We start from the raw sequence: 13,777 nt of genomic DNA, 5'->3' as shown, positions 1-13,777 counted from the left end.
TGTTGAGCGTCAGGACACGCGGTGCAGCGACACCACGGCAGGCGCGTCCTCGCTGCGACGGAACTCGGGCACCAGCTGCTGCAGGATCTCCAGCATCTGCGCCGAGTCGTACTGCTGGCTGGCCTGGCGCAGGCGCAGCAGCTGCTGTTGAATCGACTGCGCGGCCAGCTCGCGCGGCTGCGCCAACATGATCTTCGGATGCCGCGTGGGCTGGTAGTCCTCCTGCGGGTGGAACAGCTCTTCGAAGAGCTTCTCACCTGCGCGCAGGCCGGTGAACTCGATGCGGATGTCCTCGCCCGGGCGCTTGCCGGCGAGCCGGATCATCTGTTCGGCGAGGTACTGGATCTTCACCGGCTGGCCCATGTCCAGCGCGAAGATTTCGCCGCCCTCGCCCAGCGTGGCCGCCTGCAGGATCAACTGGCAGGCCTCGGGAATGGTCATGAAGTAGCGGGTGATTTCCGGGTGGGTGACAGTCACCGGCCCGCCGCGGCGGATCTGCTCGCGGAACAGCGGCACCACGCTGCCGGCGGAATCCAGCACGTTGCCAAAGCGCACGGTGACGAAGCGGGTGCCGCCCTGACCCTGCAAGGTCTGGCACAGCAGTTCGGCCAGCCGCTTGCTCGCGCCCATCACATTGGCTGGATTCACTGCCTTGTCCGAACTGATCAGCACGAAGCTGCCAACGCCGTGGCGCAGCGCGGCCTGGGCGAGCACCTGGGTCGACAGCACGTTGTTGCGCACAGCCTCGCGCACCATGCCCTCGAGCAGGGGCACATGCTTGTAGGCGGCGGCGTGGAAGACCAACTGCGGCCGGTTCTCGGACAGGGCGAACTCGGCCACCGCCGGATCGCCGCAGTCACCCAACACGGGCACCACCAGCAGTTCGGGGAATTCGGCGCGCAGCTCCTGCTCGATGCGGTAGAGGTTGTACTCCGACTGTTCCAGCACGATCAGCGATGACACCCCGAGCCGCGCGACCTGACGGCACAGCTCCGAGCCGATCGAGCCACCGCCACCGCTGACCAGCACGCGCCGTCCCGAGAGCCCGGTGCGGATCGCGGTCCAGTCGAGCGCCACCGGATCGCGGCCGAGCAGGTCCTCGATCGCGACCTCCTTCAGCTGGTTGAAGCTGGAGCGCCCCTCGATGACATCCTGCAGGCGCGGCACGGTTCGGAACGGCAGGCCGCTGTCCTCACAGCGCTCGACGGCCCGCTGCATCTGCTGGTTGCTCGCCGAGGGCATGGCGATCAACAGCATTTCGGCGGCGACCTCGCGGGCGATCTGGGCGAGCTGGTCGAGGTCACCCAGCACCGGCACGCCGTGCACCTTGGCTCCGCGCAGGGCGCGGTTGTCGTCGATCAGGCCGACCGGGCGGAAACGCCCTTCGCGGCGCAGATCGCGCACCAGCGCCTCACCCGCGCTGCCGGCACCGATCACGAGCACGCGCAGCGGCTGCAGACGCGGTGCGCCGCCGTAGCGGCTGTCCTTCCAGAAGCGGTAGAGCCAGCGCGGCGCACCGAGGCAGACCAGCAGGGTCAGTGGATACAGCGCCAGCACCGTGCGCGGCACGTTCTCCAAGCGGGTGAGCAGGAACAGGGCGCTGAACACGGCGAGCGCGCCGAACAGGCAGGCGCGGGCAATGTTCCACAGATCAGGCAGGCTGGCGAATCGCCACAGCCCGCGGTAGAGGCCGGTCCACCAGAGCACGGCGCCTTGCGCCAACAGGACCACCGGCAGTTCGGGCGGAAACAGCGTGAACGGGGGAGCGTTCGGGGCAAGGCTGAAGCGCAAGGCATTCGAGATCAGCCAGGCCGCCCAGACCATCAGCAGGTCATGCAGCACAACCGCGAGCCGCGGATGCACCCGACCGATCAAACCCGCCACCCGGCTGACCATCAGCGCCGCCTCCGACGCAGACGCGCCCTGCCCCACAGCCACAGCGCCGCCGCCAGGGCATAAGTGCCGATCAGGATCGGCAAACGCAGCGCTGGTCGTTCAAGGGCAAGGATCATGGCGGGCAGGATGACCAGGAGACTGAAGGCCGCATAGGCCAGGCTGACGCGCACGTGACTGGCGCCGCGTCGGACCCACCACTGGTAGAGATGTTCCCGGTGCGCAGCATACCAGCGGCGTCCGAGCAGGATCCGCTTGACCAGGGTGAGCCCGGCATCCACCAGTACCGGTGCCACCGGCAACAGCAGCAGCCAAGGCGCGCGCACGCTGGGCAGCAGCATCAGTGCAAAGGCCCCCAGCGCGAACCCCAGCGCGCCGCTGCCGACATCGCCCATGAACATCCGCGCCCGCGGCAGGTTGTAGGGCAGAAAGCCCAACAACGCCGCAGACAGCGTGAGCATGAGCAGTGCAGCCCCCGACAGGCCGGCCGCCTGCCCCAGGCCCGCATAGAGCCCGGCGGCGATCAGCGCCTGCAGCGAGGCGAGGCCGTTGATTCCGTCGATGAAGTTCCAGAAGTTCACCAACATGACCAGCCAGAACAGGCTGAGCCCGAACTGCAGCAGCGTGGCGATGTCGGTCGGCGGCCCCTGCAGCAGCCACAGGAACTGCGCGGACGCCAGCACATGCACGAGCAGCCGAAGCCGCGCTGACAGTGGCCGATGGTCATCCCACCAGCCGATCGCACCGATCGCCAGCAGGCCCAGGCTGAAAGACAGCGCCATGCGCAAGTCGGGCAGCAGCATGGGCGCCAGCAGCGCCACCACCAGCACGAAGCTGATGCCGCCGCCGCGCGGCGTGACCTGCTGGTGCGATCGACGCCGCCCGGGCGCATCCAACAGACCGCGGCGCTGCGCATAGGCCAGGGCCAGGCGGCAGAGCCCGGCCGCGGCCAGAGCCACCGCCAGCATCAGCGCCGCCATCGCCGGCGATCCGAAGGCGAAGAACTGGACCAGCATCAGTCGCCGGTGGGGCCGTGGATCGGACGCACGCTGCTCCAGTTCTTGCAGCTCGGGCACTGCCAGTGGTGCTGGCGCGCACCGAAGCCGCAGCGGTTGCAGCGATAGGTGAGAACACTTGATGCCAAATGCCCGGTGGTCTGCTCCAGCACGCGCAGGATCGGCATCGCTTCTTCCGGCGGGCGCGCGGTGCCGAGTTCGATCAGGGCCACCTGCCCCTTCACCGAAGGCCGCTGGCGCAGGGCCTCGCTGAGGTATTCGACCGCCGCGCAATCGCCTTCGTCCTCGCGGATGAGACGCGCCAGCGCGAGCACGGGCGCTACGCCGGCATAGCGCTCGCTCATCTCGGCGAGGAAGGCTCGGGCCCGCGCGCGTTCGCCCTGACGTTCGTACACGCCGAGCAGCGGTTTCAGCACTTCCGGCAGCACATCGGGATCGTGGCGGGCGACGCGCTCGAACGCGCGCAGGGCGAGCGCATCGCGGCCTTCGGCCAGTTCGATCTGGCCTTCGATAAGACCTGCACGGACGAAGTTGGCCTCGGCCGCATGGGCCTCGGCGAGATGGGCGCGTGCCTCCGCGATTCGCCCCTGCCGGCGGGCGCGGTCGGCCAGCTCGCAGTGGAAATGCGCGACCAGCCGGCCAGTGGGCTCGCCGGTGGCAGCCTCCAGGCGCTGGGCATGCTCGATCGCCTTCTCCCAGTCGCGCTCGGCCTGGTAGATCACCAGCAGGTGGCGCAATGCCTGCGGCGCCTGCTCGCCGGGCCGGACCAGATCGGCGAACAGCGTCTCCGCCCGATCGAGCAGACCGGCTCGCATGTAGTCCTCACCCAGCTCCAGAACGGCCTGCACGCGCTGCTCGTCGGTCAGTGTGGTCCGCTCAATCAGGTTCTGGTGGATGCGGATGGCGCGGTCAACCTCGCCGCGACGGCGGAACAGGTTGCCCAGGGCGAAATGCGTCTCCACCGTATCGCTGTCGACTTCGGCGATCTGCAGGAAGACCTCGATCGCCTTGTCGGGCTGCTCGTTGAGCAGGTAGTTGAGGCCACGGAAGTAGCGCGTCGACAGCCGGCTGACGCGGTTTCCACCGGCGCGCTCGGCGGCACGACGTCCGGCGAACCAGCCCCAGGCCATGGCCACCGGAAGCAGCAGGAACAGCAGCAGGAACTCGCTCACGCGCCGGCAGCTCGCGGGCTGGATTCGGCGGCCGCGCGCGCTTCGCCCTCTGCACGTTTCAAACGTCGCTTGAGCGGCAGGATCACCAGCGCGGTCAGCACGCTACCGGCGGCAAAGGCGCCGCAGAACGCGGCCAGCAGCAGAGCCGACCCGAGACGCAGGTTCAGCTCAATGCCATAGAGGTCAATGGCGACCGCTGCCGGATTGAGGGCACCGAATGCGAATCCAAGGCCGAGCAGGCCCAGGGCGAGCAGGATGAGCAGGATGCGCATGCGGCCTCCGGAGAATGCGATTCACGCGGGCGCAGTCGCCACGCGGCCGGAGATTGTAGACGAGGCGCAAGCAGTGCCAGGGCAGATCCGCGAGCGCATCGGCGGATAATGCGGCATCAAGCGCGCAGACGCCCGCCTCAGAGATTGGCGTTGCCGTCGTTCACCCGCTCGCGCAGCTCCTTGCCAGGCTTGAAGTGCGGGACGTACTTGCCGGGCAGAGACACAGAGTCGCCGGTCTTCGGGTTGCGGCCCACGCGCGGCGGGCGGAAGTGCAGGCTGAAGCTGCCGAACCCGCGGATCTCGATGCGCTCGCCGGTCGCCAGCGCGGTGCTCATCTGTTCCAGCAGCGTCTTGACCGCGAGGTCGACGTCGTCGGCCTTCAGGTGCGACTGCTTGCGAGCGAGGGCTTCGATGAGTTCGGACTTGGTCATGGAACCGCTCAGGTCGGGAAGGCCGCAGTGACAGCGGCTATCCGAAGGTGGCGACAGCGCCACGAGGACAAGGCCAAGCGGCCACAGGTCGCGGCCGCCGGGCGGAAATCGGAAGGAGGAGACCGTCGGGACGGACGCGCCCTTCGACAACGCGCCCCGGCCACGCTTGCGCATGGCCGGGGCGCGCGATCAGGCGTCAGTCGCCCTTGTTGCCCAGCTGCTCGCGCAGCAGCGCGCCCAGCTTGGTGGTGCCGCCAGCAGCATTCTGGTACTCGTCCAGCACGTCCTGCAGGTCAGCCTCTTCCTTGGCGCGGATCGACAGCTGCAGCGTACGGCCCTTGCGGTCCATGCCGATGAACTTGGCTTCGACCTTGTCGCCGACGCGCAGGTGCTGGGTGGCGTCCTCGATGCGCTCCTTGGCGATGTCCGAGGCGCGCAGGTAGCCCTCGATGCCGTCGGCCAGCTCGATGGTCGCGCCGCGCGCGTCCACTTCCTTGACCGTGCCGGTCAGGATGCTGCCCTTCGGGTTCGCGGCCATGAACTGGCCGAACGGATCCTGCTCCAGCTGCTTGATGCCCAGCGAGATGCGCTCCCGCTCCGGATCGACCGCCAGCACCACGGCCTCGACGTTCTCGCCCTTCTTGAAGTTGCGGACGATGTCTTCGCCAGTGGCGTTCCAGCTGATGTCGGACAGGTGCACCAGGCCGTCGATGCCGCCGTCAAGCCCGATGAAGATGCCGAAATCGGTGATCGACTTGATCTGACCCTCGACCTTGTCGCCTTTCTTGTGCATCGCCGCGAAGGCTTCCCACGGGTTCGAGGTGCACTGCTTGATGCCGAGCGAGATGCGGCGACGCTCTTCATCGACGTCCAGCACCATGACTTCGGTCTCGTCACCGACCTGCACCACCTTGGACGGATTGACGTTCTTGTTGGTCCAGTCCATCTCGGAGACGTGCACCAGGCCTTCGACGCCCGGCTCGATCTCGACGAAGCAGCCGTAGTCGGTGACGTTGCTGACCTTGCCGAAGATGCGCGAGCCGTTCGGGTAACGGCGGGCGATGTTCTCCCACGGATCTTCGCCCAGCTGCTTCAGGCCAAGGCTGACGCGGTTGCGCTCGCGGTCGAACTTCAGCACGCGGACGTCCAGCTCGTCGCCAACGTTGACGACTTCGGACGGGTGACGCACGCGCTTCCACGCCATGTCGGTGATGTGCAGCAGGCCGTCGATGCCGCCGAGGTCCACGAACGCGCCGTAGTCGGTGAGGTTCTTGACCACACCCTTGACCACCGCGTTCTCCTGCAGACGCTCCAGCAGCTGCTCACGCTCGGCGCTGTACTCGCTCTCGACCACCGCGCGGCGGGAGACGACGACGTTGTTGCGCTTGCGGTCGAGCTTGATGATCTTGAACTCGATGTCCTTGCCTTCCAGGTACACCGGGTCGCGCACGGGGCGCACGTCGACCAGCGAGCCCGGCAGGAACGCGCGGACGTCCTTGATGTCGACGGTGAAACCGCCCTTGACCTTGCCGCTGATCCGGCCGGTGATGGTGGCGTTGGCTTCGAGGGCTTCCTCGAGCTCGTCCCACACCAGGGAGCGCTTGGCCTTCTCGCGGGAGAGGACGGTCTCGCCGAAGCCGTTCTCGAGCGAATCGAGTGCGACTTTGACTTCGTCGCCGACGGCAACTTCGAGCTCGCCCTGCTCGTTCTTGAACTGCTCGATCGGGACGATGCCTTCGGACTTCAGGCCTGCGTTGACGACGACCACGTCGGAGCGGATCTCGACGATGGTGCCGACGACGATGGCGCCCGGCTTGAGCTTGGAGAGCTTCTCGCTCTGCTCGAACAGTTCAGCAAAACTTTCGGTCATGGGGGTGAATTTCCAGGTTGGACACACGGCCTGACGCGCCAAAACTTGCGCCGGCCACCGGCTGTGCGACGACCTCGGGGTCGGCCCGACGTGTCGGGGCGGCCTTCGGACATCTGTGGGTTGACCCGTGCCTTCATGGCTCGGGGGTTCGGGTTTCCGCCGTGGGGAAGGTCGAGCGTTCGGGCGCGAAGCAAGCCCGCGATGCGGCGCCAATCAGCGCAGCACGGCGAGCACGCGTTCGATCACGGTGTCGACGGGAACGCCGGTGGAATCGATGAGGACCGCATCGGCTGCGGGCTTCAGGGGCGCCACGGTGCGTTCGGCGTCACGCGCGTCGCGCGCGACAATCTCCTCCAGCAGACCGTCGAGTGTAACCGCGAGCCCCTTATCCTTCAACTGCTTATAGCGACGGCCGGCGCGCTCGGCGGCGCTGGCGGTCAGAAAGACCTTGTAGGGGGCATCGGGAAAGATCACCGTGCCCATGTCGCGGCCATCGGCCACCAGGCCCGGCGACTGGCGGAATGCACGCTGCTTGTCGAACAGGGCCGCGCGCACCGGAGGCAGTGCCGCGATCGCCGATGCTGCGGCACCGGCAGTCTCGGTGCGCAGCTCGTCGGTGGCATCGACGCCATCGACGAAGACCCGCGGCTCGCCGCCGTCGCGCTCCTCGAAGCGCACCTGGGTCTCGCGCGCCAGCCGCTCCAGCGCATCGGCATCGCTGAGATCGAGGTCGTGCCAACCGGCCGCAAGACCGACAGCTCGGTACAACGCGCCGGAATCCAGGAAATGCCAACCCAGCTGCTTTGCCACCGCCCTGGCGACTGTTCCCTTGCCGGAGCCCGAAGGGCCATCAATGGTCAGGACGGGCGGCAGGAGCATGGGGTTCGTGGTCATCCGCACAGTTTAGCGGGTGGGGCGTTGCCGGCCTAGCTGCAATCAGCGCGCCGCTTCGACCAACTCGAAGCCACAGCCTCGCGCCAAGTCCACGAAGCCCGGGAACGAGGTCGCGACGTTGGCGCAGTCCTCGATGCGCACTTCGCCCGTACTGAGCTGCCCGGCGATGGCGAAGCTCATGGCGATGCGATGGTCGCCGCGGGCGTGGACCGTGCCGCCCAGCAGTTCGCCGCCTTCGATGATCGCGCCGTCCGGACGCTCCTCGATGCGCGCGCCCAGCGCCAGCAGGCCCTCGGCCATGCTGCGGATGCGGTCGGATTCCTTGACCCGCAACTCGGCCGCACCGCTGACCGTGGTCACGCCTTCCGCGCAGGCGGCGGCGATGAACAGGGCCGGAAACTCGTCGATCATGTCAGGCACGATGTGTTCGGGAATCACCGCACCCTGCAGACGGGCATGGCGCACGCGCAAGTCGGCCACCGGCTCGCCGCCGTGCTCGCTTCGGGTCTCCAGCGTGATGTCAGCCCCCATCAGGCGCAGCGCCTCCAGCAGGCCTGTGCGACGCGGATTGATGCCGACCTGCTCGATCAGGAGATCCGAGCCGGGGATCAGGCTGGCCGCAACCAGAAAGAACGCCGCAGAGGAGAAGTCAGCCGGCACCTGCACCTCGGCCGCGCGCAAGCGCTGGCCGCCGCCAAGGCGGGCGCGTCCCGGCTCGAAGGCGATGTCGATGCCAAAAGCGCTCAGCATGCGCTCGGTGTAGTCGCGGGTCGGATGCGGCTCGATGGTCTCGGTCTCGCCATGCGCATAAAGGCCGGCCAGCAGCAAAGCCGACTTCACCTGTGCGCTGGCCACCGGCAGCTCGTAGCGGATGCCCTGCAGTGGCTTGCCGCCGTGGATGCGAAGCGGCGGGCGACCCTCCGCAGCGGTGTCGATCACCGCCCCCATCTGCCGCAGCGGCAGCACCACGCGGTTCATCGGCCGCCGGCTCAGGGATTCGTCGCCGACCAGTTCGCTGTCGAAGCCCTGGCCCGCCAGCAGACCGGCGAGCAGGCGCATGCCGGTGCCGGCATTGCCGCAGTCGATGGCGGCAGCCGGGGCGGACAGCCCGTGCAAGCCCACGCCATGCACAATGCGCACGCTCGCTTCAGGCGACTCGATGCGCACACCCATCTGCGCGAAAGCGCGGGCGGTGGCACGGGTGTCCTCTCCTTCCAGAAAGCCGCTGACCTGGCTGACGCCTTCCGCCAGTGAAGCCAGCATCACCGCGCGATGGCTGACCGACTTGTCGCCGGGCACGCGGATGCGTCCAATCAGCCCGCGTGGCGCACGCGACGCACGGTACACACCCCCTGCCCCACTCACAGCACGGCCACCGGGTAGCTGCCGAGGATGCGCACCTGCGAGGCGAACTCGCCCAGTTCCGACAGCGCGGCTCGCACGGGTTCGTCGTCGACGTGACCCGCGATGTCGATGAAGAAGGCGTACTGCCATTTGCCCTCGTGCGAGGGCCGCGACTCGATGCGGTTCATGCTGACGCCGTGCTCGGCCAGCGGCCGCAGCACGTTGTAGAGCGCACCGGGCTGGTCGCGCACGAACACCAGCAGCGAGGTGCGATCGTGACCCGAGGGCGGGAACAGCTCGCGGCCGATGACCAGGAAGCGCGTGGTGTTGTCGGGCCGATCCTCGATGGGGCCGGCGACGACCTTCAGCCCATACACATGCGCCGCCGATTCGCCCGCAATCGCCGCCGCGTCATCGGCGGTACGCGCGCGCCGTGCGGCTTCGGCATTGCTGACGACCGGCAACTTCTCGACCTTGGGCAGGTACTGGCGAAGCCAGGTCTTGCACTGGCCCAGCGACTGCGGATGCGAATAGATGCGTTCGATATCCTCGATTCGTCCCGAACGGTTCAGCAGGTACTGGTGCACCCGCAGCTCCACCTCGCCGCAGATCTTGAGCTTGGAGGTCAGGAACATGTCCAGCGTCGACTGGATGGTGCCCTGGCCGGAGTTCTCGACGGGCACCACGCCGAAATCGGCGTTCTTGGCCTCGACCTCCTGAAACACCTCTTCGATGCTGGAGAGCGGCATACCGTGGGCCGAGTGGCCGAAATGCTTGTGCACGGCCTGCTGGCTGAAGGTGCCCTCAGGGCCGAGGAAGCCGATCCGCAGCGGCTCCTGCTGGGCGAGGCAGGCCGACATGATCTCGCGGAACAGGCGCACCAGGGTTTCGTCATGCAGCGGCCCGTCGTTGCGGTCGACCACCTTGCGCAGCACCTGCGCCTCACGCTCGGGCCGGTAGTAGTCAACCGCGGCCTTCAGCGGGCCCTTGGCGCGGCCGACCTGCTGCGCCCACTGCGCGCGCTCGGCGATCAGGTTCTGGATGCTCTGGTCGATGCTGTCGATGCGCTCGCGTGCCTGCGCCAGCGCGGGCGGCAGTGCGGTCGACTCGGGGAGTTCGACCTTGGCCGCACGCATTGTGGCCGGCTTCGGCGCAGCCTTGGGCTTCTTCGGCGCGGCAGGCGGCTTGCCTCCCTGCCCCGCCTGCCTGCGCGTGGCCATCAGACCACCCGCACCGACAGGATGCCGTCGACTTGGGCGATCTTCGCCACCACCGAGGCATCCACCGGCGAATCGACGTCGAGCAGGGTGTAGGCCAGCTCGCCGCGCGAGGCGTTGTGCATCTGCGCGATGTTGAAGCCCGCCTCGCCCAGCAGGTGCGAGAGCTGGCCGATCATGTTCGGCCGGTTGCGATTGGCGATGCACAGTCGCGCCTTGCCCTCGCGCGCCATGCGCGTGTTGGGGAAGTTGACGGAGTTCTGCACATTGCCGTTTTCGAGATAGTCGCGGATCTGGTCGGCGACCATCACTGCGCAGTTCTCCTCCGCCTCGGCGGTCGAGGCCCCCAGATGCGGCAGCGCGATCACCCGCGCGTTGCCGACCAGGTCGACGCTGGGGAAATCGCTGACGTAACGGCCGATCACGCCGCTCTCCAGGCCCTGACGCAGGGCCTGCGGATCGACGATGCCCTCGCGGGCGAAATTCAGCAGCACCACGCCGCGGCGGGCGGATTCCAGCGCCGAAGCGCCGAAGATGCCGCGGGTCGCGTCATTCAGCGGCACGTGGAAGCTGATGAAATCCGAGGCCGCGAACAGCTCGTTCAGGCTGCCGGCCTTGACCACATCGGAGGACAGCTGCCAGGCGCCATCGATGGTCATGTGCGGGTCGAAACCGACCACGCGCATGCCGAGCGCGCGCGCGGCGTTCGCCACCTTCACGCCAATCGCGCCGAGGCCGATCACCCCCAGGGTCTTGCCGGCCAGCTCGAAGCCGGCGAAGCGCTTCTTCTCGGCCTCGATGGCATGGTGCGGGTCGGCGTGCTCGCGCAGCTTGGCGACGAAGCCCAGCGCTTCGCTGAGGTTGCGCGCGGCCAGCAGCATGCCGGCGATGACCAGCTCTTTCACCGCATTGGCATTGGCGCCCGGGGCGTTGAACACCGGCACGCCGCGCTCGCTCATGGCGGCGACGGGGATGTTGTTGGTGCCGGCGCCGGCACGGCCAATGGCCTTGACCGAGGCCGGGATCTCGAGCTTGTGCATGTCGGCCGAGCGCACCAGCACCGCGTCGGGCTGGGCCATGTCGGTGGCGACTTCGTAGCGGTCGGCCGGCAGACGGTCGAGGCCGATACGGCTGATGTTGTTGAGGGTCTGGATCTTGAACATGGGCGGGGACGGCCTGGCAGGAGAAAGACGGGGAGTCTCGACCCGCGCAGCGTGGTCCACGCTGCGCGCGGCCGGCAAAGGAGAATTCGGAACGAGGCGCCGCGCGGCAGTCATCAAGGACCAGCGCGCGGCCTCGGGTTCCAGCGTCCGCGCGGTCATACCCGCGCGCCGCTTCGACGACCTCAGCCGTGGCGCTTGGCGAAGTCGGCCATGAAGTCGACCAGGGCCTGTACGCCCTCGATCGGCATCGCGTTGTAGATCGAGGCGCGCATGCCGCCGACCGCGCGATGGCCCTTCAGCGCCAGCAGGCCAGCCGCCTCGGACTCCTTCAGGAAGGGCTTGTCGAGGGCCTCGTCGTGCAGGGTGAAAGGCACGTTCATCCACGAGCGCGCAGACACTTCGACCGGATTGCGGTAGTAGCCATTCGAGCCGTCGATGGCGCGATAGAGCAGCTCGGCCTTGGCGCGGTTGCGCTCGGCCATGGCGGAGAGGCCGCCCTGCTGTTTCAGCCACTTGAAGACGAGGCCAGCGAGATACCAGGAGAAGGTCGGCGGGGTGTTGAGCATGCTGCCGTCCTTGGCCTGGGCGGCATAGCTCAGTACCTTGGCGATGTTCGAAGGCGGCGACGGAATCAGGTCCTCGCGCACGATCAGCACGACCAGGCCCGAGGGTCCGATGTTCTTCTGCGCACCGGCATAGACGATGCCGTGGCGGGCAATGTCGATCGGCCGCGACAGAATGGTCGAGCTGAAGTCGCCCACCAGCGGCACGCCGCCGGTGTCCGGCGTCTCGTGGAACTCGACGCCATGGATGGTCTCGTTCGGGGTGTAGTGCACGTAGGCCGCGTCGTCGCCGAGCTGCCATTCGCTGCGCGCCGGGATCGATGTGAAGTTGCCGGCTTCGGAGCTCACCGCCACGCGCGTCTTGACGTAGGGCTTGCCCTCGGACACCGCCTTCTGGCCCCAGGCGCCGGTGACGATGTAGTCGGCCGCGCGCTCGGGCGAGGCGATGTTCATCGGGATCTGGGCGAAGTGCTGGGTGGCGCCGCCCTGCAGGAACAGCACTTTGTAGCTGGCCGGCACCGCCAGCAGCTCGCGCAGGTCGCGCTCAGCCTCTTCCGCCGCCGCCACGAAGGCCGCGCCGCGGTGGCTGACCTCCATGACCGAGGCGCGCTCGCCGCCCCACTCCAGCAGTTCCTGCTGCGCCTGGCGCAGCACGGGTTCGGGCAGCGCGGCGGGGCCGGCGCTGAAGTTGTAGGTACGCGACATGCTCGGGGGCTCCGCTAGGTGGGAAGAAACCGTGAATTCGCCCGAGGCTAGCATGCTGCCCTGCAGCAAGAAAGAGCGTGGCGAGGCGATGTGCGAACTCGTCAGGGCGCGGCGCTGCAATGCCCGGAATGCCCTGGAGCGACGCCCTGCGAAACAGCACCTGCGAAGCCCACGAGCGACATTCTCGATACGGTCTGCCAGTGCTACGCTGCAGCGGATTTTCGTCCGCGACGAGCCGCCCATGGCAGCGTCCTTCGACAACCCGACCACCCAACGCACGGTGCTGAGCCCGGGGCCGGCCGCGCCCTCGCAGCCGCGCGCCGCCTGCCTTGTGGTGATCCACGGCGAGGGGCTCGGCAAACGGATCGACGTCGAATTGGATCCGGTCCTGGTGGGACGCGCGCCCGAGGCACGCCTGCATATTCCGCACCCCAGCGTTTCGCGCCGCCACTGCGAAGTCTGGCGCGAGGGCGACAGCTATCGCCTGCGAGACCTCGGCGCAACCAACCAGACCCGCGTCAACGACCAGCCCTGCACGGAGGCGCTGCTGGCCGATGGCGACCACATCACGGTCGGCGAGATCCTGCTCAAGTTCATCAGCCACGCCAGCTTGGAGGCCCGCTACCACGAAGAGGTCTACCAGCTGGCCACGCATGATCCGCTCACCGATCTCTACAACCGCAGGCACTTCGCCGAACAGGTCGACATCGAAATCGCCCGCGCTCTGCGCCACGGCCGACCCTTGACCCTGTGCATCATCGACGTCGACCTGTTCAAGCCGGTCAACGACCGCTACGGCCACATCGCCGGCGATGGCGTGCTGAAGCAGATGGCCTCGATCCTGCGCAACCAGGTGCGGCGCGAAGACATGGCGGCGCGGATCGGCGGCGAAGAGTTCGCCGTGCTGCTGCCGGAAACCGCCGTGGCGGGTGCCGAGGAGTTCGCCGAGGAATTCCGCGGCGCCGTCGCCGGCACCGTGTTCCATCCCGGCGGCGAAGCCCAACACATCACGGTGAGCATCGGCATCGCCGAGCTTCGCCCGGACCGCGGCGACCGCTCGCGCCTGATGCGCGCGGCCGACGCCGCGCTCTATCGAGCGAAGGATGAAGGGCGCAACCGGGTGTGTGTGGAGCCCTGACGGGCGGGGATTCGGGATTCGGGATTCGTCAGAGCCGGCAAGGCTCAGCCCAACGCAAGACCCATCCTCGACAAGACCGGGGCAAGGTGCCGCCTGAAG

General features: G+C 67.9%; 12 protein-coding genes. 1 reads left to right on the top strand and 11 read right to left on the bottom strand.

All coding sequences use genetic code 11. The features are described 5' to 3' along the window. Window positions 1–9 precede the first annotated feature (9 nt). The 11 genes from BLP83_RS07165 to serC form a co-directional block, all read right to left on the bottom strand. Window positions 10–1,896: a polysaccharide biosynthesis protein gene (locus BLP83_RS07165; protein WP_091240934.1), complete on the bottom strand. Its 1,887-nt coding sequence runs from the start codon at window positions 1,894–1,896 to the stop codon at window positions 10–12. Further along, window positions 1,896–2,909: an MraY family glycosyltransferase gene (locus tag BLP83_RS07160; protein WP_091240613.1), complete on the bottom strand. Its 1,014-nt coding sequence runs from the start codon at window positions 2,907–2,909 to the stop codon at window positions 1,896–1,898. Before BLP83_RS07160 ends, BLP83_RS07165 begins: the two co-directional genes overlap by 1 nt. Then, the gene (gene lapB / locus BLP83_RS07155; protein ID WP_091240611.1) at window positions 2,909–4,081 is read right to left on the bottom strand and encodes a lipopolysaccharide assembly protein LapB; all 1,173 of its coding nucleotides are present in this window, start codon (window positions 4,079–4,081) and stop codon (window positions 2,909–2,911) included. Before lapB ends, BLP83_RS07160 begins: the two co-directional genes overlap by 1 nt. Beyond that, on the bottom strand, window positions 4,078–4,353 hold the full coding sequence (locus tag BLP83_RS07150; protein ID WP_091240609.1) for a lipopolysaccharide assembly protein LapA domain-containing protein: 276 nt from the start codon (window positions 4,351–4,353) through the stop codon (window positions 4,078–4,080). The genes lapB and BLP83_RS07150 overlap by 4 nt, the downstream gene beginning before the upstream one ends. Window positions 4,354–4,490: 137 nt before the next feature. After that, window positions 4,491–4,784 carry an integration host factor subunit beta gene (locus BLP83_RS07145; protein ID WP_091240607.1) on the bottom strand — a complete coding sequence of 98 codons (294 nt, stop codon included), beginning with the start codon at window positions 4,782–4,784 and terminating at the stop codon, window positions 4,491–4,493. 196 nt (window positions 4,785–4,980) lie between these two features. Further along, window positions 4,981–6,654, bottom strand: a complete 1,674-nt coding sequence (gene rpsA / locus BLP83_RS07140; protein ID WP_091240604.1) for a 30S ribosomal protein S1 — start codon at window positions 6,652–6,654, stop codon at window positions 4,981–4,983. 213 nt (window positions 6,655–6,867) lie between these two features. Next, a complete protein-coding gene (gene cmk / locus BLP83_RS07135; RefSeq protein ID WP_425388973.1) occupies window positions 6,868–7,533 on the bottom strand; it encodes a (d)CMP kinase in 666 nt (221 codons plus the stop codon). Window positions 7,534–7,590: 57 nt separating this feature from the next. Next, window positions 7,591–8,895, bottom strand: a complete 1,305-nt coding sequence (gene aroA / locus BLP83_RS07130) for a 3-phosphoshikimate 1-carboxyvinyltransferase (protein WP_091240599.1) — start codon at window positions 8,893–8,895, stop codon at window positions 7,591–7,593. Between the two features lie 14 nt (window positions 8,896–8,909). After that, entirely contained in the window at window positions 8,910–10,112 is a 1,203-nt protein-coding gene (gene pheA / locus BLP83_RS07125; RefSeq protein ID WP_091240597.1) for a prephenate dehydratase, read from the bottom strand. Beyond that, on the bottom strand, window positions 10,112–11,272 hold the full coding sequence (locus BLP83_RS07120) for a phosphoglycerate dehydrogenase (RefSeq protein ID WP_091240594.1): 1,161 nt from the start codon (window positions 11,270–11,272) through the stop codon (window positions 10,112–10,114). Before BLP83_RS07120 ends, pheA begins: the two co-directional genes overlap by 1 nt. Before the next feature lie 182 nt (window positions 11,273–11,454). After that, on the bottom strand, window positions 11,455–12,540 hold the full coding sequence (gene serC, locus BLP83_RS07115) for a 3-phosphoserine/phosphohydroxythreonine transaminase (protein ID WP_091240592.1): 1,086 nt from the start codon (window positions 12,538–12,540) through the stop codon (window positions 11,455–11,457). 241 nt (window positions 12,541–12,781) lie between these two features. Here serC and BLP83_RS07110 point away from each other — a divergent pair, with 241 nt between their 5' ends. After that, entirely contained in the window at window positions 12,782–13,678 is an 897-nt protein-coding gene (locus BLP83_RS07110; protein ID WP_176764049.1) for a diguanylate cyclase, read from the top strand. Window positions 13,679–13,777: the final 99 nt, after the last annotated feature.

This window comes from Aquimonas voraii (genome assembly GCF_900101825.1).
Lineage (GTDB): Bacteria > Pseudomonadota > Gammaproteobacteria > Xanthomonadales > Xanthomonadaceae > Aquimonas > Aquimonas voraii.
Note: the sequence above shows the minus strand (reverse complement) of the source record. Positions and strands in the feature narration are given on the sequence as shown.

Bases quoted from the DNA above. Each gene is read 5' to 3' on its own strand.
- BLP83_RS07120 (WP_091240594.1), bottom strand. From the start codon at position 11,272: ATGTTCAAGATCCAGACCCTCAACAACATCAGCCGTATCGGCCTCGAC.
- rpsA (WP_091240604.1), bottom strand. From the start codon at position 6,654: ATGACCGAAAGTTTTGCTGAACTGTTCGAGCAGAGCGAGAAGCTCTCC.
- BLP83_RS07160 (WP_091240613.1), bottom strand. From the start codon at position 2,909: ATGCTGGTCCAGTTCTTCGCCTTCGGATCGCCGGCGATGGCGGCGCTG.
- cmk (WP_425388973.1), bottom strand. From the start codon at position 7,533: ATGCTCCTGCCGCCCGTCCTGACCATTGATGGCCCTTCGGGCTCCGGC.
- BLP83_RS07110 (WP_176764049.1), top strand. From the start codon at position 12,782: ATGGCAGCGTCCTTCGACAACCCGACCACCCAACGCACGGTGCTGAGC.
- BLP83_RS07150 (WP_091240609.1), bottom strand. From the start codon at position 4,353: ATGCGCATCCTGCTCATCCTGCTCGCCCTGGGCCTGCTCGGCCTTGGA.
- serC (WP_091240592.1), bottom strand. From the start codon at position 12,540: ATGTCGCGTACCTACAACTTCAGCGCCGGCCCCGCCGCGCTGCCCGAA.
- BLP83_RS07165 (WP_091240934.1), bottom strand. From the start codon at position 1,896: ATGGTCAGCCGGGTGGCGGGTTTGATCGGTCGGGTGCATCCGCGGCTC.
- pheA (WP_091240597.1), bottom strand. From the start codon at position 10,112: ATGGCCACGCGCAGGCAGGCGGGGCAGGGAGGCAAGCCGCCTGCCGCG.
- BLP83_RS07145 (WP_091240607.1), bottom strand. From the start codon at position 4,784: ATGACCAAGTCCGAACTCATCGAAGCCCTCGCTCGCAAGCAGTCGCAC.